The organism is Arthrobacter sp. UM1 (assembly GCF_020483305.1).
Taxonomy (GTDB): domain Bacteria; phylum Actinomycetota; class Actinomycetes; order Actinomycetales; family Micrococcaceae; genus Falsarthrobacter.
On the sequence record NZ_JACWAB010000010.1, the window covers coordinates 21,318 to 37,482 of the forward strand.

General features: G+C 72.5%; 18 protein-coding genes. 9 read left to right on the forward strand and 9 right to left on the reverse strand.

Going from position 1 to position 16,165, the window contains the following annotated elements:
* Nucleotides 1–6: 6 nt before the first annotated feature.
* Both H9I38_RS10020 and H9I38_RS10025 read right to left on the reverse strand, forming a co-directional pair.
* Complete coding sequence (locus H9I38_RS10020; RefSeq protein WP_226338683.1) at nt 7–1,476, reverse strand: hypothetical protein; 1,470 nt, start codon at nt 1,474–1,476, stop codon at nt 7–9.
* A 47-nt stretch (nt 1,477–1,523) separates the two neighbouring features.
* Nucleotides 1,524–1,850 carry a hypothetical protein gene (locus H9I38_RS10025; RefSeq protein ID WP_226338684.1) on the reverse strand — a complete coding sequence of 109 codons (327 nt, stop codon included), beginning with the start codon at nt 1,848–1,850 and terminating at the stop codon, nt 1,524–1,526.
* A gap of 229 nt (nt 1,851–2,079) precedes the next feature.
* Between H9I38_RS10025 and purB the strand changes: the two genes are divergently transcribed.
* From purB to H9I38_RS10040, 3 genes are all read left to right on the forward strand, one after another.
* Complete coding sequence (purB, locus tag H9I38_RS10030; protein WP_226338685.1) at nt 2,080–3,504, forward strand: adenylosuccinate lyase; 1,425 nt, start codon at nt 2,080–2,082, stop codon at nt 3,502–3,504.
* A 217-nt stretch (nt 3,505–3,721) separates the two neighbouring features.
* Complete coding sequence (locus H9I38_RS10035) at nt 3,722–4,375, forward strand: thymidine kinase (RefSeq protein WP_226338686.1); 654 nt, start codon at nt 3,722–3,724, stop codon at nt 4,373–4,375.
* A gap of 87 nt (nt 4,376–4,462) precedes the next feature.
* Nucleotides 4,463–4,762 carry a hypothetical protein gene (locus H9I38_RS10040; protein WP_226338687.1) on the forward strand — a complete coding sequence of 100 codons (300 nt, stop codon included), beginning with the start codon at nt 4,463–4,465 and terminating at the stop codon, nt 4,760–4,762.
* Here the strand turns inward: H9I38_RS10040 and H9I38_RS10045 are convergent.
* Entirely contained in the window at nt 4,744–5,889 is a 1,146-nt protein-coding gene (locus H9I38_RS10045; protein ID WP_226338688.1) for an ornithine cyclodeaminase family protein, read from the reverse strand. The two genes, H9I38_RS10040 and H9I38_RS10045, sit on opposite strands and share 19 nt — an antisense overlap.
* Before the next feature lie 158 nt (nt 5,890–6,047).
* Between H9I38_RS10045 and H9I38_RS10050 the strand changes: the two genes are divergently transcribed.
* Both H9I38_RS10050 and H9I38_RS10055 read left to right on the forward strand, forming a co-directional pair.
* On the forward strand, nt 6,048–6,785 hold the full coding sequence (locus tag H9I38_RS10050; protein ID WP_226338689.1) for a response regulator transcription factor: 738 nt from the start codon (nt 6,048–6,050) through the stop codon (nt 6,783–6,785).
* Nucleotides 6,782–8,221, forward strand: coding sequence for a sensor histidine kinase (locus H9I38_RS10055; protein WP_226338690.1), 1,440 nt, complete (start codon nt 6,782–6,784; stop codon nt 8,219–8,221). Before H9I38_RS10050 ends, H9I38_RS10055 begins: the two co-directional genes overlap by 4 nt.
* Before the next feature lies 1 nt (nt 8,222).
* On the opposite strand, the gene H9I38_RS11015 is transcribed toward H9I38_RS10055, so the two are convergent.
* From H9I38_RS11015 to H9I38_RS10075, 4 genes are read right to left on the reverse strand one after another with little or no spacing between them, the layout of a single operon-like run.
* Nucleotides 8,223–9,194, reverse strand: a complete 972-nt coding sequence (locus tag H9I38_RS11015) for a diacylglycerol/lipid kinase family protein (protein WP_226338691.1) — start codon at nt 9,192–9,194, stop codon at nt 8,223–8,225.
* A complete protein-coding gene (locus tag H9I38_RS10065) occupies nt 9,191–9,673 on the reverse strand; it encodes a MarR family winged helix-turn-helix transcriptional regulator (RefSeq protein WP_226338692.1) in 483 nt (160 codons plus the stop codon). The genes H9I38_RS11015 and H9I38_RS10065 overlap by 4 nt, the downstream gene beginning before the upstream one ends.
* 1 nt (nt 9,674) lies before the next feature.
* Nucleotides 9,675–10,355 (reverse strand): CE1759 family FMN reductase, encoded by a 681-nt coding sequence (locus tag H9I38_RS10070; RefSeq protein ID WP_226338693.1) that lies wholly within the window; start codon nt 10,353–10,355, stop codon nt 9,675–9,677.
* Nucleotides 10,345–11,442: a CE1758 family FMN-dependent luciferase-like monooxygenase gene (locus tag H9I38_RS10075; RefSeq protein ID WP_226338713.1), complete on the reverse strand. Its 1,098-nt coding sequence runs from the start codon at nt 11,440–11,442 to the stop codon at nt 10,345–10,347. The genes H9I38_RS10070 and H9I38_RS10075 overlap by 11 nt, the downstream gene beginning before the upstream one ends.
* A gap of 352 nt (nt 11,443–11,794) precedes the next feature.
* On the opposite strand from H9I38_RS10075, the gene H9I38_RS10080 reads away from it, so the two are divergent.
* The 4 genes from H9I38_RS10080 to H9I38_RS10095 all read left to right on the forward strand — a co-directional run bounded on the left by H9I38_RS10080 (nt 11,795) and on the right by H9I38_RS10095 (nt 15,120).
* Nucleotides 11,795–12,058, forward strand: a complete 264-nt coding sequence (locus H9I38_RS10080; protein ID WP_226338694.1) for a GlsB/YeaQ/YmgE family stress response membrane protein — start codon at nt 11,795–11,797, stop codon at nt 12,056–12,058.
* Nucleotides 12,059–12,190: 132 nt separating this feature from the next.
* The gene (locus H9I38_RS10085) at nt 12,191–12,475 is read left to right on the forward strand and encodes a metal-sensitive transcriptional regulator (RefSeq protein WP_226338695.1); all 285 of its coding nucleotides are present in this window, start codon (nt 12,191–12,193) and stop codon (nt 12,473–12,475) included.
* A gap of 66 nt (nt 12,476–12,541) precedes the next feature.
* Nucleotides 12,542–12,775, forward strand: a complete 234-nt coding sequence (locus H9I38_RS10090; protein WP_226338696.1) for a heavy-metal-associated domain-containing protein — start codon at nt 12,542–12,544, stop codon at nt 12,773–12,775.
* A gap of 8 nt (nt 12,776–12,783) precedes the next feature.
* On the forward strand, nt 12,784–15,120 hold the full coding sequence (locus H9I38_RS10095) for a heavy metal translocating P-type ATPase (RefSeq protein ID WP_226338697.1): 2,337 nt from the start codon (nt 12,784–12,786) through the stop codon (nt 15,118–15,120).
* On the opposite strand, the gene H9I38_RS10100 is transcribed toward H9I38_RS10095, so the two are convergent.
* Together H9I38_RS10100 and H9I38_RS10105 are read right to left on the reverse strand one after the other, a co-directional pair.
* Entirely contained in the window at nt 15,117–15,473 is a 357-nt protein-coding gene (locus H9I38_RS10100; RefSeq protein ID WP_226338698.1) for a hypothetical protein, read from the reverse strand. The genes H9I38_RS10095 and H9I38_RS10100 overlap by 4 nt on opposite strands.
* Nucleotides 15,474–15,535: 62 nt before the next feature.
* Entirely contained in the window at nt 15,536–16,129 is a 594-nt protein-coding gene (locus tag H9I38_RS10105; RefSeq protein WP_226338699.1) for a hypothetical protein, read from the reverse strand.
* Between the last annotated feature and the right edge of the window lie 36 nt (nt 16,130–16,165).

Below are 16,165 nucleotides of genomic sequence, written 5' to 3' on the forward strand. Positions count from 1 at the left end.
ACCAGCCTAGCCACCCGAACGGTGTTCCTCGCGGGTTCGGGTGCCGGGTCCTGACCACTCCGGGTGGCCCGCGGGACCGGCCCACTCCCAGGCGGCGTGGGGAGGAGCCGCCGCCCGGTCTTGACCGATCTCGAAGACCGTGAGGGTTCTCCGCGTACCTGGGTCGTCAGTGCGGAGAAGCCCCTGCAGCTCGCCCCTCACCTGGAGGAGCCCACGGCTCCCCTCCTCCGCGTCAACCCTCTCCGCGCTCCGCTGGTAGGCGGACAGGTGGTGGTCCTCCAGCCCTCCCCGGCCCCGGCTGGCTGGTCCGCCGCCGCGCTCGCTACCGCCCTCCGCGGGCACCGCCGGGAGCGTCACGGTCACACGGCCGGGCCCGATCGGGTTGCGGGCCCCTTCCAAGCCGGGCACGGGATCGCCCCGATGCTCCACGTGGAGAGCCGCCACCCCGGGAAGAGGCCGAGCCGTTCCTGCAGGAGACCCGACCGTGAACAGCCCGGCGACGCGGACCCGCTCCCGGAACCGCTCGCTCGAGGCGAGATTTGAGGCGTGCATGCCGCCCTGGCTGTGGCCCGCGAGCAGCACTCGATCCCCCGGACGCATGCCCGCCCTGTCGAGGGCGCCGAGCACACCCGAGGCGATCGCGGACGACCCTCCGAGCAGGGCGTCCCCGAGACCGAGGACCCCGTTGGGGTTGTTCGAGGCGAAGTCCGAGAGGTCCGCGGAGCCGGGCAAGTAGGCGACGAGCACGCGCTCGCCGTCAGAGCCGACGATGCTCTCGACGAGCACAGCGCTCCGCCCTCTCGCCTCAAAGCGCTCCGCGTGCTGCTTGGACAGAGCGATGCCGTCCGCCAGGTACCGGGCCGTGCCCGTCCCGGGGGCCCGCGGGTCCGGGGCAGGGACACCGTCGTCGAGCACAGCGACAGGACGCTGACGCTCCCGGAACCAGCGCTGCCCCGTGAGGAGGGGCAGCAGACCGGGAGCGCCGACGAGCAGCTCGAAGGCGCGCTCCGTTTCATCCCGCCCGAACTCCCCCGGCGGCCCGCCCCAGAAGCCCCGCCCGAGCCCCCTGACCACGGACGCCTCCGCCGCCTCGTAGGCCTCCCAGGCCGCGGCCGTCGCAGCTCGGAGGGATTCTGACTCTCGGACCCAGGCGCCGGCCCTCACGGAGACTCGGCGGAGCGCCTCGGACAGAGCCAGGCTCTCGCGGAACGGAGCCTCGCCCGTCCAGGCCGCGTCTGCGGCCCTGCCTCCGAGCTCGCCCGCCCGGCGGGCCGTCTGCACGAGCCCCTCCTCCATGGACCTGAGCTCCTCGATCACCCGAGACAGCTCCTCCCACACCACATAGATCTGGGAGGGGCCGCCCCTGACCTCGAGGCCGCCGGGACCCGCATACCTGACGGCGGCGCTGTCCAGCGGGAGCGGCCCCTTCGGAGTCGGCCCGGAGAAGAGGTCCAGGAGTGACGACCCAGGAGCCACACGCGCTCCCGCGACACCATCCGCCTCTGGCGCGAGCAGCTGCGAGGTCACGGCCACACCCCCGCCCACGGTGCGCCGCCCTCCCCCGAGCGGCCGCGCCCGGCCTCCTCACGGATCTGCGCGACCGCGAGCGCATGCGCCGCCCCCTCAACCGCCTCGATGTCCAGCTCGAGGCCTCGCAGCTCCCACGCCTGCTCGTGCACCCGTTGGAACAGCTCGCGTGCGGCCGGAGAGCGCCACGCGCCCGTGTCCAGCGCATGGCAGCGCTGACGAGCGCTGCGCGCCGCCTCCTTCCACTCGGCCGTCTCCGCAGCCCCGAAGAAGGCTGCGCCTCCCGCCTCCCCGGCCTCCAGCACCCGCAGCAGTTCAGGCATGCATCCCCCTCAGCTCCCGCCGGAGCGCACCCCTCCTCTGGCACCTCCGGCCCGGCCGCGCCTCGGCCGGTCCCATGAAGGTAGCGAGGGACGCTCAGGCCGCGAGCCGGGCCGCCGCACCTATGTGGACAACTTTCTCCAGAACGGCTTTCCCGGGGCCCGAAAAGAGTTGTCCACATCGCCCCGATCGGGCCGCTGGACGCGCAAGCCCGCGTGACAGAATGAAGGCATGCCTGAGAACTCCGCTGACAGTGTCCTGAGCGACGGCCGCGTGTCCCTCGCCTCCTCCGGAATCGCCCTGGGCCCGCTGGACGGCCGCTACCGTCCGCAGACGGCCCCCCTCGTGGACTACCTGTCCGAGGCGGCGCTCAACCGGGACCGGATCCGCGTTGAGGTGGAGTGGTTCATCCACCTCGCGGAGCAGGGAGCGCTCGCGGGCCTCGAGCCCCTGACGGACGAGCAGAAGGACGGCCTGCGCCGCATCGTGACGGACTTCAACGAGGACTCGGTGGCGGAGCTCGCCGAGACGGAGGCCGTCACGGTCCATGACGTGAAGGCCGTGGAGTACTACATCGGCAAGCGGCTGGACGGACTCGGCCTCGGCCGGCTCAAGCCCCTCGTCCACTTCGCCTGCACTTCGGAGGACATCAACAACCTCTCCTACGCCCTCGGCGTCCGGGACGCCGTGGCCAACGTCTGGCTTCCGGCGGCACGCGGCGTCGTGGAGCAGATCGAGCAGATGGCGGCGGAGAACGCCGAGGTGCCGATGCTCTCCCGCACGCACGGGCAGCCCGCCACCCCCACCACGCTCGGCAAGGAGCTCGCGGTGACGGCCCACCGCCTCTCCCGTCAGACGGCGCGGGTGGAGCGCCAGGAGTTCCTCGGCAAGATCAACGGGGCCACGGGCACCTATGCCGCACACGTCGCGGCCGCGCCGGCGGTCAACTGGCAGGAGATCTCCCGCACGTTCGTGGAGGGTCTCGGCCTCACGTGGAACCCCCTGACCACGCAGATCGAGTCCCATGACTGGCAGGCGGAGCTCTACGCGGACATCGCCCGGTTCAACCGCATCCTGCACAACTTCTGCACGGACATCTGGAGCTACATCTCCATCGGGTACTTCAAGCAGATCCCCGTGGCGGGCGCCACCGGCTCGTCCACGATGCCGCACAAGGTGAACCCCATCCGGTTCGAGAACGCCGAGGCCAACCTCGAGCTCTCGTGCGCCGTCCTCGACTCCCTGGCTTCCACGCTCGTGACGAGCCGCTGGCAACGGGACCTCACGGACTCCTCGTCCCAGCGGAACATCGGCATCGGCTTCGGCCACTCGGTGCTCGCGCTCTCCAACGTGGCCAAGGGGCTCAAGCAGCTCGACGTCGCCGAGGAGGTCCTGCGCAAGGACCTGGACTCGAACTGGGAGGTGCTCGGCGAGGCCGTCCAGACGGTCATGCGCGCGGAGGCCATCGCAGGCGTCGAGGGCATGGAGAACCCATACGAGCGCCTCAAGGAGCTCACCCGCGGGCACCGCGTGGACGCCGAGCGCATGAAGGAGTTCGTCAAGGGACTCGGCCTCTCCGAGGCGGCTGAGAAGCGGCTCCTCGAGCTGACGCCCCAGGCCTACACGGGAGTCGCCTCGGAGCTCGCCGGACGCTGACCGGCGCCGCCCTCTCCCACGCCCCCTCCCCAGACTCAGCCGATTACGCTACACTGATGTTTCGTAATCGCCTTCGAGCCTCCGCGCGCCGCATTCGTCCCGCACAGCGCGGAGGCTCGAGTCGTCTCCGGATGACGGACCGCCGCGCCCGCGTCCGCCTCTGACGCGCGGCCGGGGACGGCCCCCAGCCCTCCTCCCAGCTGAGAAGATGGGAACCATGGCCAAACTGTATTTCCGCTACGGCGCCATGAACTCCGGAAAGTCCACCGCGCTGCTGCAGGCCGCCTTCAACTACGAGGAGCGCGGGCAGCGCGTCTTCCTCGCCAAGCCCGGCATCGACTCGAAGGGCGCGGACGAGATCGTCTCCCGCCTCGGCGTCACCCGCACGGTGGACGTGCTCATCGGCGCCGAGGACAGCGTCCGCAGCCTCTTCCACACCGCCAGCCGCGGCGAGGCCTCCCTCATCCCCGAAGTCCCCCTGGCCGAGGTCGCCTGCCTCCTCGTGGACGAGGCCCAGTTCCTCAGCCCGTCCCAGGTGGACGACCTCCTCCGCATCGCCGTGCTCGACGACGTTCCCGTCCTCGCCTACGGCATCCGCACCGACTTCCAGACCCGGGCCTTCCCCGGCGCAGGCCGCCTCCTGGAGATCGCCCACACCCTCGAAGAGCTCAAGACGATCTGCCGCTGCGGCCGCAAGGCCGTCTTCAACGGCCGCCGCATCGGGGAGTCCTTCATCTTCGACGGAGACCAGGTGGCCATCGACGGCGAGTCCGTCACCTACGAATCGCTCTGCGCCGCCTGCTACCTCCGCGAGTCGGGCGGGACCCTCATCCCCGCCGCCGCCACCCGTCCGGACTCCACCGAACAGTGAGGTCTCCTCTAGGCTGGACGGACAAGGACGAGCGCCCGCGCTGACGGGCCGAGGCCAGCGGACCACCGCACGAACGAAGGACTCACCATGACGGACACCGCCCGCGCCAACACCGTGTACGACGCCAGGATCGAGAGCGCCGAGGGCCACCTCCTGCGCCGGGCCGGCGAGTGGATCGCGTCCGCCGCCGAGATGTTCTTCGGCGGGGACGGCACGGACACGCGCCAAGCCGAGGTGGTCATCCGCCGCCGGTCCGACGACGAGGCCGTCTACCGCTTCGCCCCCGGCTCCTTCGAAGAGGCCGAGGCGGAGTGCGACGACATCGAGCGCTCCCTCGCCTCGATGTCCGCCGCCGAGTTCGAGGACGCCTACCTCAAGCGCTCCTGATCCTGGACGCCCGCCGCGAGCAGCTGCTCGGACCCCGACCCCTGGGCGCCGGACTCCCGGGCCCGCGCCACGTGGCCTCCGCCGCCGGCGCCCGGGGCCTGAACGGCGCTTGAGCCGCCCGCGGCCCCGCGCCCGGACGCGGAGCAGGCCCACGCCTCGACCGCGAGCGCGAGGTCCTGCCACGGCATGCCCGTGGTCTTGAAGACGCCCGGACGGGTGAAATCCCGCCGTTCGAAGAGGGTCATCTCCGCGAGCGTCACGAGCGAGTACTGGCTCAGGATGGCGTCCGAGGCCAGGGCCTGGACGATCTCGCCGGCCTCCGCCGTCGCCGTCGTGCGGGACTCCACGAGAACCTCGGCGCGGGAGAGGAGGGCGTCGTCGAGCTCGCGGGAATGCGGGTCGTGGGAGCCGACGGCCACCACGACGGCCGTGTCCGGCACCCACTCGCCGGAGAAGACCGGCTCGCTCGAGGACGTGCACGTCAGGATGAGGTCGGCGTGCTCCACGGCGGGGCGGCACCCCTCCCCCTCCGTGGAGAGCGCCGCGGACTCCACCCCGAGCTCGGAGGTGATCCGCGCGGCGAGGGCCTCCGCCTTCGCCGAGGAGCGGCCGGCCACGTCGAGACGCTCCAGCGGCAGGACCGCCGCGAAGGTGCGGGCGTGCTCCCACGCCTGGACGCCCGTGCCGAAGACGAGCGCCCGCAGGGGCAGGCCCTCCCGGGACGGGTCGAGGAGCATCTGCGCTCCGAGCAGGGAGACGGCGGGCGTGCGGACCGCGGTGAGCGAGGCGCCCTCGACGAGGGCGAGCGGACGCTGGTCCTCCCCGCCGAAGAGCTGGCACACGCCCTGGATGACGGGCAGGCCCGCCTGGGCGTTGCGGGGCGTCAGCGTGAGGAGTTTGACGCCCGTGAACACGCCGCGGCCGGCCACCTCGAGGGTGGAGGGCATCTGCAGGAGGGTGCCGCCGGCGGTCTCGAGGCGGGTGCGCTCGCCGTCCCGCTCCGGGTTGAACCCCGAGTCGAGGACCGCGCGCAGGCATTCGACCGCGCGTTCGGGCGGCAGGGACCGCATGACTTCGTCCGCCCCGATCCAGCGGGGCCCGGTGCAGGTGTCAGCAGGCTTCGGCATGCCGCGCCTCGGACGCATCGCGGCCTCCTTCCTCACGTCTAGCCGGAAGTCTACCGGCTGGTACATGACGCCGCCTGGCCGAGGAGGGCGTAGTCTCACAGGCGGAGCACAGTCTTCCCACAGCGCCCCGTCGGGACGGCCTCGGAACACTAGGAGTCATGAGCACACGGTTCTCCCCTTCACAGCTGCCCCGTCTCGAGCACCCGGACGGCACCCCGGTCCGCGCCCTCGTGGCGGACGACGAGCCCAACCTCACCGAGCTCCTCTCGATGGGCCTCTCGATGCAGGGCTGGACGGTCCACACGGCTGCCGACGGGAACGAGGCGGTGCGCGTGGCCCGCGAGCTCCGCCCGGACATCGCCGTGCTCGACTGGATGATGCCCGGCCTCTCCGGGATCGAGGCGCTCCAGCGCATCCGCTCGTTCGCGCCGGACATGCCCGCCCTCTTCCTCACCGCCAAGGACGCCCTCGAGGACCGCATCGAGGGCCTCGCCTCCGGCGGCGACGACTACGTGACCAAGCCGTTCTCCCTCGAGGAGGTCGTCCTCCGCGCCCACCGGATCGTCCAGCGCTCGGGCGTGGCGGCGGCCGACGACGCCCAGCTGGTCGTGGGAGACCTCCGCATGGACCTCGACTCCCGCGAGGTGGCCCGCGGGGGCGACGACGTCCAGCTCACCGCCACCGAGTTCGACCTCCTGCGCTACCTCATGGAGAACCCGCGCCGGGTGCTCTCCAAGACGCAGATCCTCGACGCGGTCTGGAACTACGACTTCGGCGGGCAGGTCAACATCGTGGAGCTCTACATCAGCTACCTCCGCAAGAAGATCGACGCCGGGCGCGAGTCCATGATCCACACCGTGCGCGGCGCGGGGTACGTGCTCAAGCCGGCCACGTGAGCCGTCCCCTGACCCTGCGGGCCAAGCTCACGCTCGCCGTCGCCGCCCTCCTCGCGGCGGTGACGCTGGCGCTGGGGTTCTTCACCCACGCCCTCATGAGCCGCACGTTCCTCCGCCAGACGGACGAGCAGCTCCAGCAGGCGGTCTCCCGCGCCGAGCACTACCGCGGGACCGCCTCGGCGGCGCGCGCGACGACGCCGCCCGATCCCCTCGACGCCCCCGGCCAGGGCCCCGGCGCCCTCAACGCCCTCGTCCACGGCTCGGACGTCCGCTCGGCCCACGTCCTGGACCGCAGGACGGGCGAGCGGACCTCCCTCACCGCCGAGGACCGGGAGGTCCTCCAGGAAGTCAAGGCGGGGCGCCCTCCGGAGACCGTCCGCCTCGCCGCCGGAGAGTACCGGGTGCGGGCCGTGGACCTCGGCTCGGGGCAGACGCTCGTGACGGGTCTCCCCCTCTCGGCGGCGGAGGACGCGCTGGACAGCCTGTCCCTCATCGTCGTCGGCGTGGGCGCCACCGCGGCGGGCGCCGCCGCCCTCGTCGGCATGCTCGTCATCCGCCGGGAGCTCGCGCCGCTGGAGCGGGTCGCGGGCGTGGCCGGGGAGGCCTCGCGCCTGCCGCTCGAGGCGGGCGAGGTGCGGCTCGCCGCCCGCGTCGCGGACCGGGACGCCCGGCCGGGCACCGAGGTGGGCGAGGTGGGCCACGCGCTCAACCAGCTCCTCGACTCGGTGGAGGGGGCCCTCGAGGCCCGCCAGGCGAGCGAGACCAAGGTCCGGCGCTTCGTGGCGGACGCGAGCCACGAGCTGCGCAACCCGCTCGCGGCGATCCGCGGCTACTCGGACCTCCTCGGCGCCACCGAGCACTTCTCCGAGGACGGGCTGCGCTCGCTCGGCCGCCTCCAGGCGCAGTCCCAGCGCATGGGCGGGCTCGTGGAGGACCTCCTGCTGCTCGCCCGCCTGGACGAGGGCCGGACGCCGACGATGGCGGACGTGGACCTCACCCGGCTCGTCCTCGAGACGGCCAACGACTTCCGCGTCTCCGCCCCAGACCACGAGTGGCGGCTCGAGCTCGGGGACGAGCCCGTCAGCGTGCGCGGCGACGAGCGCCAGCTCCACCAGGTCCTCACGAACCTGCTCTCGAACGCCCGCAAGCACACCGACGCGGGCACGCGAATCACCGCCGGCGCCCGCCTCTCCGGGGACGGACGCTGGGCCCTGCTCTCCGTGGAGGACAACGGGCAGGGGATCGCCCCGGAGCTCCAGTCCCGCGTCTTCGAGCGGTTCGCCCGCGCCGACGCCGCCCGCTCCGGCTCGGACGGCACCACGGGCCTCGGCCTCTCGATCGTCCAGGCGATCGCGCGGGCGCACGGGGGCGGGGTGCGCGTGGAGTCCGCCCCGGGCCGCACCCTGTTCGAGGTGCGCCTGCCCGTCCGCAGCTGAGTCAGGCGCCCCCGAAGAGCCGCGAGCGCCGCGGCGCGAGCGTGCGCACGGTCCCTCCGCGCGCCTCGAACTCGGCGGGCAGGGGGCCGACGGCGTCTCCGTCCGCATAGACCACGAGCGGCTCGTCCGCGCTGACCCGGGCCCGGGCGGAGCGCGCGAACTCGAGGCGGCTCGCGCCGCGGACCAGCCCCGTCATGGAGCGCACGAACGTCTCCGCCACGCGCAGGGGCGAGCCGTCCCTCTGGAAGGCGAGGTCGAGCAGGCCGTCGTCGGCCCTCGCGTCCGGGCCCAGCACGAGCCCGCCGCCGCAGCTTCCGGCCGCCGAGACGGTCACGAACCACCCGTGCTCGCTCCAGCGCTCCCGCCAGCGGACCGTCCCCGCCGCGCCCTCCGGCGAGCCGAGCTCCACGCGGAACCGCGTTCCCCGGTAGGAGACGAGCGTCTGCGCGCCGGCCGCGAGATAGGTGAGCGTGCCGAGATTCCGAGGGGAGCGGTTGGCCCGCTCGTTGGCATGGGAGTCGAACCCGATGTTCGCGGTGCAGAGGAAGGGCGCGCTCGTACCGTCCGCGCACGTCACGCGGCCGAGGTCCATGGCCCGCTCCTCGAGGTCCGGCAGGCTGCGGGCGGCGGCCACGGGGCTGCGCGGCAGGCCCAGTCGGGCGCAGAGGTCGTTGCCTCGGCCTCCGGGCAGCGGGAGGAAGCGGGCGCCCGCCCGGGAGACCGCCTCGGCCACGGGGGCCTGGAGGCCGTCCCCGCCCAGGGCGGCGACGAGCGCCTCGGGAGCGGCTGCGCCTGCGGCGGCCCGGGCGTCGTCGAGATCCGTGGTGAAGCGCGTGGTGACGGAGCAGCCGACAGCGGTGAGCGCCTCGGCCACGGCGGGCGCGAGGCGCAGGGAGCGCCCGCGGCCCGCGGAGGGGTTGACGAGGAGGAGGACGGCCGCCCGGCCGCCGCTGCCGAACGGCGAGCCGCTCACACGGAGGCGATCCGGCCGAAGACCCGCTCGATCACCTCGAGCTCGCGGGGCCGGATATGGCTGAAGAACAGGCGGTCCACGTCCTTGCGGTGGGTGGCCCGGGCGCGGTCGAAGACGTCGCGGCCGAGGTCCGTGAGGACCACCTCCTGCATGCGCTTGTCCTGGACGGACTGCACCTGCTCCACGAATCCGCGGGTGCTGAGCGAGCGGATGGCGTACGTGAGCCGGCTCGGGATGAAGACGAGGCGCTCGGCGAGGTCCCGCATGCAGAGCCGCTGGGGCGACTCGCGGAGCAGGAGCATGATGTTGTAGTCCGCGAGCGAGATGTCGTGGACGGACCTCAGGGAGCGCTCGAGCGCATCCTTGAGCATCTGCGAGCCCTCGAAGTAGGAGCGGAAGACGCGCGCCTTGGTGGCGGCGCCTGCCGACGTGGAGGGCGCCTTGCGGCCCGGCGAGCCGGAGCCTGCGGGGACAGACATATCAGGGATCCTTCCTGAGCGAGGACATCATCTCGTCGAAGCTCGGGACGTCCGCGAACGGGTCGACAGCCTCGGTTCTGCGGACGGAGTTGCGGCCGCGGCCGTCTTCGGCGGCCTTCTGCTCGGCCTGGCCGAAGCCGGGGCCGCGGGTCAGCTGGCCCACGAGCTCCGCGGCGGCCGCCTCCACCCGGCGGTCCAGGCCGGCCTCCCCCCAGTCCTCGCTCGCGGCGAAGACGGCGGTGGGCAGCACGAGCGCCTTGAGGTAGCTGAAGAGGGGGCGCAGGTGCAGCTCCACCATGAGGGAGTGGCGCACGGAGCCGCCCGTGGCGGCGAGGAGCGTGGGCACGCCGGCGATCGCGCTGTCCACCGTGAGGTCCCAGAAGCTCTTGAACAGCCCCGAGTAGCTCGCCTTGTAGGTGGGGCTCGCGACGACGAGCGCGTCCGCCGTCGAGAGGGACTCGATGGCGTCCTTGAGGCCGTCCGCGGCGAACCCCGTGATCTGGCCCTCGCCGAGCTCGCGGGCGAAGTCCCGCAGGTCGATGCTCTTCACCGCGAGGTCCACGCCGAGCTCGGAGGCGCGGCGCTGGGCCGCCCCGCAGATCTGGTCCACGAGCCTCTTGGTGGAGGACTCCGAGCTGAGCCCTCCGTTGACGGTGACCAGGGTGGCCGAGTCAGCTGCCATTCGCCTCACCTTCTCCTCCGCTTGTCTGACGGATCTGCATCCGGTCCGGCGTGGCGGGGACGTTCGCCGGCCGGCCCTTGGCGAACTCCTCGCGCAGGACAGGCACAACTTTAGTTCCGAGGAGCTCGACCTGCCGCATGACTTCAGCATGCGGAAGGCCCGCGTGGTCCACGAGGAACAGCTGGCGCTGGTAGTCCCCGACGTAGTCCCGGAATCCGAGGGTCCGCTCGATGACCTCGTCCGGCGTTCCGACGGTGAGCGGGGTCTGGGCGGAGAAGTCCTCGAGACTCGGTCCCCCGCCGTACACCGGCGCGCGGTCGAAGTAGGGGCGGAAGGCGTTGACAGCCTTCTGCTTGGTCTCCGCCATGAAGACCTGGCCGCCGAGGCCCACGATCGCCTCGCTCGCGCTGCCGTGGCCGTAGTGCTCGAACCGCTTCCGGTAGAACTCCACCATCTGCCGGGTGTGCTCCGCGGGCCAGAAGATGTGGTTGTGGAAGAAGCCGTCCCCGTAGTACGCGGCCTGCTCGGCGATCTGCGGGGTGCGGATGGAGCCGTGCCAGACGAACGGCGGGCGGCCGTCAAGCGGCCGCGGCGTGGCCGTGAAGCCCTGGAGCGGGGTGCGGAACTGCCCCTCCCAGTCGACGACGTCCTCCGTCCACAGCCGGCGCAGCAGGGCGTAGTTCTCCAGGGCGAGCTCGACCCCGCGGCGGATGTCCTTGCCGAACCAGGGGTACACCGGGCCCGTGTTGCCGCGGCCCAGCATGAGGTCCATGCGGCCGTCCACGAGGTGCTGGAGCGTGGAGTAGTCCTCGGCGATGCGGACCGGGTCCGTCGTCGTGATGAGGGTCGTGGAGGTGGAGAGCTTGATCCGCTGCGTCTGGGCGCCGATGTAGGCGAGCGTCGTCGTCGGCGCCGAGGGGATGAACGGCGGGTTGTGGTGCTGGCCGGTGGCGAAGACGTCCAGCCCCACCTCGTCGGCGAGCTTGGCTGTCTCCACCGTGTTCTTGATGCGCTCGTGCTCCGAGACGGTGCGGCCGGAGACCGGATCCCGCGTGACGTCCCCGACCGTGAAGATGCCGAACTCCATGCCGCTCGGGTTCGCGGCGGGCTGCGGGGTCCTCGGGGATGCCTCGTGCTGCTGGGACATGGCGTGCTCCTGTCGTTTATTTCAAACTTGAACTACTCCGACCAACGCCGACGACGCCGCTCCTATTCCCCCGCCCCGAACGCCCCGGGGACGGGGCCCGGGGAGGGGTGCGGGTCTTTCACTACTGAACGGTAACGAAAACTCTGAGTATTTGAAACAGCATGAGAGAGACGCACATCTCACTCAGAACCTTTCACGCAAAGTCACAAGGTGTCGTAAGGTTGACTCACGTTCCATGTATTTGGAACCCTGAACTATCCCCGCACTCGACTTCTATGAAGGAGAAAAAACCATGAGCATCATCGCGTGGATCATCGTCGGCATCATCGCTGGCGCTCTCGCCAAGCTCATCATGCCCGGCAAGCAGGGCGGCGGCATCCTCCTGACGATGCTGCTCGGCATCGTCGGCGCGCTCGTCGGCGGCTTCATCGGCAACGCCATCTTCGGCCTGCAGCTGTCCGGAATCGACTTCAAGACGATCGCCGTCGCCACCGTCGGCGCGCTCATCGTCGCCTTCATCTGGGGCGCCATCCAGCGCAGCCGCGCTCGCCACTAGTCTGTGCGAGCCGCTCGCGGCAGCCCTCCCCCGGGGGCTGACCCGCGGCGCCTGAACACCTCGAGGCCCGGACCGCACGGTCCGGGCCTCGAGTGCGTCCGGGGACAGTGGACACATACCCCCTGAGGGTATATGGTCGCAAGCGTGGAACACGGATACACGAAGGACAAGTCGGCCCTCCTCGCCCGCCTCAAGCGCATCGAGGGCCAGATCCGCGGCATCGAGCGCATGGTGGCGGAGGACGCCTACTGCATCGACGTCCTCACCCAGGTGGCGGCCGCGGACTCGGCCCTGCGCAGCGTCAGCATCAAGCTCCTCGAGCAGCACGTGGGCCACTGCGTGGCGCACGCCGAGGGCGCAGAGCTGGACGAGAAGGTCGCGGAGGTCACCAAGACCATCTCCCGTCTCGTCCGCTGAGGAACCGCCGCTCTCCTCTCGCCCCGCTCCCGTCCGCCGAACACCCGCTCCAGGAAGGAACCAGCCATGAACGCCACGCCCGAGTCCACCACCGTCCTCGTCGAGGGGATGACCTGCTCGCACTGCGTCAACGCCGTCACGGACGAGCTCCGCGCCCTCGAGGGAGTCGAGTCCGTCCAAGTGGAGCTCAAGGCCGGCGCCGCCTCCGAGGTGCGCATCGCCTCCACCCGCCCGCTCAGCAGCGCCGAGGTCTCGGAGGCGGTGGCCGAGGCCGGCTACAGCGTCGTCGGACAGGATTGAGGCAGGGCATGACGAGGGGCCCCCGGGCCGTCTCAGCCGGCCCCGCCGCCGTCGATCTGCGGATCGACGGCATGACCTGCGCCTCCTGCGTCCGCCGCGTGGAGCGGCGGCTCAACGCGCTCGAGGGGGTCGAGGCGAGCGTCAACCTCCCCCTCGCCTCCGCGCACGTGGAGACGGACGGCACCGTGACCGTGGAAGACCTCGTGGCCGCCGTGGAGAAGGCCGGGTATTCGGCCGCTCCCGAGCCCTCGGGAGACGCGGATTCCGACGACGACGGCGACGCCGGCCCGGACGGCAGCCCCCATGCCCCGGCGGCCTCCGCCCTGAAGCCGAGGCTCATCGTGGCCGCGGCCCTCACCGTGCCGATCGTGGCCATGAGCATGGTCCCGGGACTCGGCTTCCCCGGCAGCGCCTGGGTGGTCGCCGCCCTGACGGCGCCCGTGGCCACGTGGGCCGCCTGGCCCTTCCACCGCGCCGCGGCCGTCAACGCGCGCCACGGCGGGTCCACGATGGACACGCTCGTCTCGCTCGGGGTGACCGTGGCCTTCGTCTCCTCGCTTGTGGCACTCGTGACCTCGGGCGGGGGCCTCGCGCAGTCCGCGGGGCACGGCGGCCTCGGCTCCGGCGGCATGGGCGGAGGCCACGATTCGGCCGGCGCGCACGTCGGCGTGTACTTCGAGAGCGCCGCCGTGATCGTCACCTTCCTCCTCCTCGGACGGCTCCTCGAGAAGCGCGCCACCGCCCGGGCGTCCTCGGCTGTGCGGGCGCTCGTCGAGGCGTCCCCTCGGCACGCGGTGCTCGTCGAGCGGGAGGGCCGCCCGCTGGACCCCCGGCGCATCCCGGCCAGCCGGCTCCGGGCCGGAGACGTGGTCCGCGTCCGCGCCGGAGAGCTCGTCCCCGCGGACGGCCGGGTCCGGTCCGGGAGCATCAGCGTGGACACGTCCTCCATGACGGGCGAGTCCGTCCCCCGCATGGCCTCCGCCCAAGGTTCGGCCAAGGGTTCGGCCGGGGGCCCGGCCGAGGCCGGGCCGTCCGAGGGGTCTCGCGTGGACGCGGGATCCGTCGTCGTGGACGGGTCCGCGGAGGTGGAGGCGCTGGCCGTGGGGCGGGACACCCGCCTGGCGCGGATGGGCCGGCTCGTGAGCGAGGCGCAGTCCAAGAAGGCCGCGATCGCGCGGCTCGCGGACCGGGTCTCCGGGGTGTTCGTGCCCGTGGTGCTCGGCATCGCGGCGCTCACGCTCGTGGGCTGGTGGATCGGCACGGGCTCGTTCGCCCACGCGCTGGGGCCCGCGGTGGCGGTGCTCGTCATCGCGTGCCCGTGCGCGCTCGGGCTCGCCACGCCCGTGGCCCTCGTGGCCGGCAGCGGCCGCGGGGCGGAGCTCGGCATCTACATCTCCGGGCCGCAGGCGCTGGAGCAGGCCAGCCGTCTCGGCGCGGTCCTCTTCGACAAGACCGGCACCCTCACCACCGGGCGCATGCGCGCGGCGGCCGCCCACGGCGAGGAGTCCGCGCTCAGGCTCGCCGGCGCGCTGGAGTCCCGGTCCGCGCACCCGATCGCCCAGGCCGTGGCCGCGGCGTACCCGGCCGAGGCGGAGGTCTCGGACGTGCGCGCCCTGGGCCGCGGCGGCGTGCAGGGGACGGTGGACGGGCGCAGCGTCGTCGTCGGCTCCCCCGAGGCGCTCGAGGCCGCCGGGCTCGAGGCGCCAAGGCGCCTGCTCGGCGCCCTTGAGCAGGACGGCGGTCTGAGCCGCGTCCTCGTCGCGGTGGACGGCGAGGTCACCGCGGCCCTCGGGATCGCGGACACGGTGCGCGAGGACGCCCGGGAGACCGTGGCCCGGCTCCAGGACGCGGGGCTCGCCGTCTTCATGCTCACGGGCGACCACGAGCAGGCCGCCCTCCGCGTCGCCGAGCAGCTCGGGATCCCCGCGGAGAACGTCCGCGCGGGGCTGCTGCCGGAGGACAAGGTGGCGGAGGTCGAGCGGATCCGGGCCGAGCGCGGCCGCGCCGTCATGGTGGGCGACGGCCTCAACGACGCCGCCGCCCTCGCCACCGCGGACCTGGGGATCAGCCTCACCACGGGCACGGACGCCGCGCGCGGGGCCTCGGACATCACCGTCCTCGGCGAGCGCCTCTCCTCGGTGCCGACGGCGCTGGGGCTCGCCCGCGCCACACTCCGGACCGTCAAGGCGAATCTGGCATGGGCGTTCGCCTACAACGTCATCGGGATTCCGGTGGCGGCGGCGGGACTGCTCAGCCCCATGTTCGCGGGGGCGGCGATGGCGCTCTCCAGCGTGATCGTCGTGGCGAACTCGCTGCGGCTGCGGCGCTGGAGGCCGAAGGGCTAGGCCTCGGGGCGCTCGTCCTCGACGGGCGCGTGCTCCGGACGGTGCGCATGGTGCGCGCGGGGATCCGGCACGTTCTGGGCGCCGCCGGGGATGTCCGCGGCGCGGCGGTGGATGCCGGACCCCTGCCCGAGCTCCGGGTCGTTCGGCTTCTCCACCATCTGGAGCATGGCGGCCACCACGAGCGAGACGATGAACGCGACGCCGAACGCGATGAGGCCCACGTTGACGCGCAGGGGGTTCGCCGAGCCGCCGCTCACCGCGATGGTGGCGACGACGCCCGCCACGACACCGGCGATGACGGCGAAGAGCAGCGGGATCTTGACGGCATCACGCTTGTACCAAGGGGTTTGCACGCGGCGCGGCTCCGTTTCGACTCGGGTGCGGGCAGACTTCTCCTGATTGTACGTGCCGAGGCTCAACGCGGGCCGGGAGCGGGCTTCTGCTCGCCGAGAGCGAGCGTCAGGGCCGAGATGGTCCAGAGCATGCCCGTGATGATCGCCGCGCCGCCCGAGATGCCGAGCTGGCCGTGCGCGCCGAGGTCACGGACGAAGAGGAGCCACACGCCCGTCACGAGCGAGACAGCCCCCGCCACGAGCCAGTCCTTGGAGAGCGGGTGGGGCGCGGCCGAGGCCCGGCGCTCCGCGAGCATCCACCAGAGCTGCGCCGCGCCGGTCAGGATCCACACGGCTCCCGCGAGGACCGAGGCCGAGAGGGAGCTGTGGAGGACGGCCTGGACGAGTCCGACCAGCGCGGCAGCCCCGATGACGGGCAGGGCGAAGGGCATCCCCGCCTCCGGACGGTAGGTCCCCTCAGCGGAGCCCACGAGGGCGAGCCGTGTGAGGAAGAGCGCCCCTGCAAGGGCCAGGGAGAACGCTCCGGCGACGACGCCCGCGGCGGCCTCAGACGGCTGGCCCCAGAAGACGGTTCCGAGGCCGAAGACGAGGTACACGGCGGCGAGCGCCGCCAGGCCGCGGCCCAGCCCGCGGCGGTCTCCCTGGAAAGTGCTCATTCCTCCATCGTAGGCGGCGAGGTCCCGGCGCCTCTC

What these genes read in the sequence shown, in the direction of transcription:
- H9I38_RS10025 (WP_226338684.1), bottom strand. Translation starts at nt 1,850, where the DNA reads ATGCCTGAACTGCTGCGGGTGCTGGAGGCCGGGGAGGCGGGAGGCGCA.
- purB (WP_226338685.1), top strand. Translation starts at nt 2,080, where the DNA reads ATGCCTGAGAACTCCGCTGACAGTGTCCTGAGCGACGGCCGCGTGTCC.
- H9I38_RS10035 (WP_226338686.1), top strand. Translation starts at nt 3,722, where the DNA reads ATGGCCAAACTGTATTTCCGCTACGGCGCCATGAACTCCGGAAAGTCC.
- H9I38_RS10040 (WP_226338687.1), top strand. Translation starts at nt 4,463, where the DNA reads ATGACGGACACCGCCCGCGCCAACACCGTGTACGACGCCAGGATCGAG.
- H9I38_RS10045 (WP_226338688.1), bottom strand. Translation starts at nt 5,889, where the DNA reads ATGCCGAAGCCTGCTGACACCTGCACCGGGCCCCGCTGGATCGGGGCG.
- H9I38_RS10050 (WP_226338689.1), top strand. Translation starts at nt 6,048, where the DNA reads ATGAGCACACGGTTCTCCCCTTCACAGCTGCCCCGTCTCGAGCACCCG.
- H9I38_RS10065 (WP_226338692.1), bottom strand. Translation starts at nt 9,673, where the DNA reads ATGTCTGTCCCCGCAGGCTCCGGCTCGCCGGGCCGCAAGGCGCCCTCC.
- H9I38_RS10070 (WP_226338693.1), bottom strand. Translation starts at nt 10,355, where the DNA reads ATGGCAGCTGACTCGGCCACCCTGGTCACCGTCAACGGAGGGCTCAGC.
- H9I38_RS10075 (WP_226338713.1), bottom strand. Translation starts at nt 11,442, where the DNA reads ATGGAGTTCGGCATCTTCACGGTCGGGGACGTCACGCGGGATCCGGTC.
- H9I38_RS10080 (WP_226338694.1), top strand. Translation starts at nt 11,795, where the DNA reads ATGAGCATCATCGCGTGGATCATCGTCGGCATCATCGCTGGCGCTCTC.
- H9I38_RS10085 (WP_226338695.1), top strand. Translation starts at nt 12,191, where the DNA reads ATGGTCGCAAGCGTGGAACACGGATACACGAAGGACAAGTCGGCCCTC.
- H9I38_RS10090 (WP_226338696.1), top strand. Translation starts at nt 12,542, where the DNA reads ATGAACGCCACGCCCGAGTCCACCACCGTCCTCGTCGAGGGGATGACC.
- H9I38_RS10095 (WP_226338697.1), top strand. Translation starts at nt 12,784, where the DNA reads ATGACGAGGGGCCCCCGGGCCGTCTCAGCCGGCCCCGCCGCCGTCGAT.
- H9I38_RS10105 (WP_226338699.1), bottom strand. Translation starts at nt 16,129, where the DNA reads ATGAGCACTTTCCAGGGAGACCGCCGCGGGCTGGGCCGCGGCCTGGCG.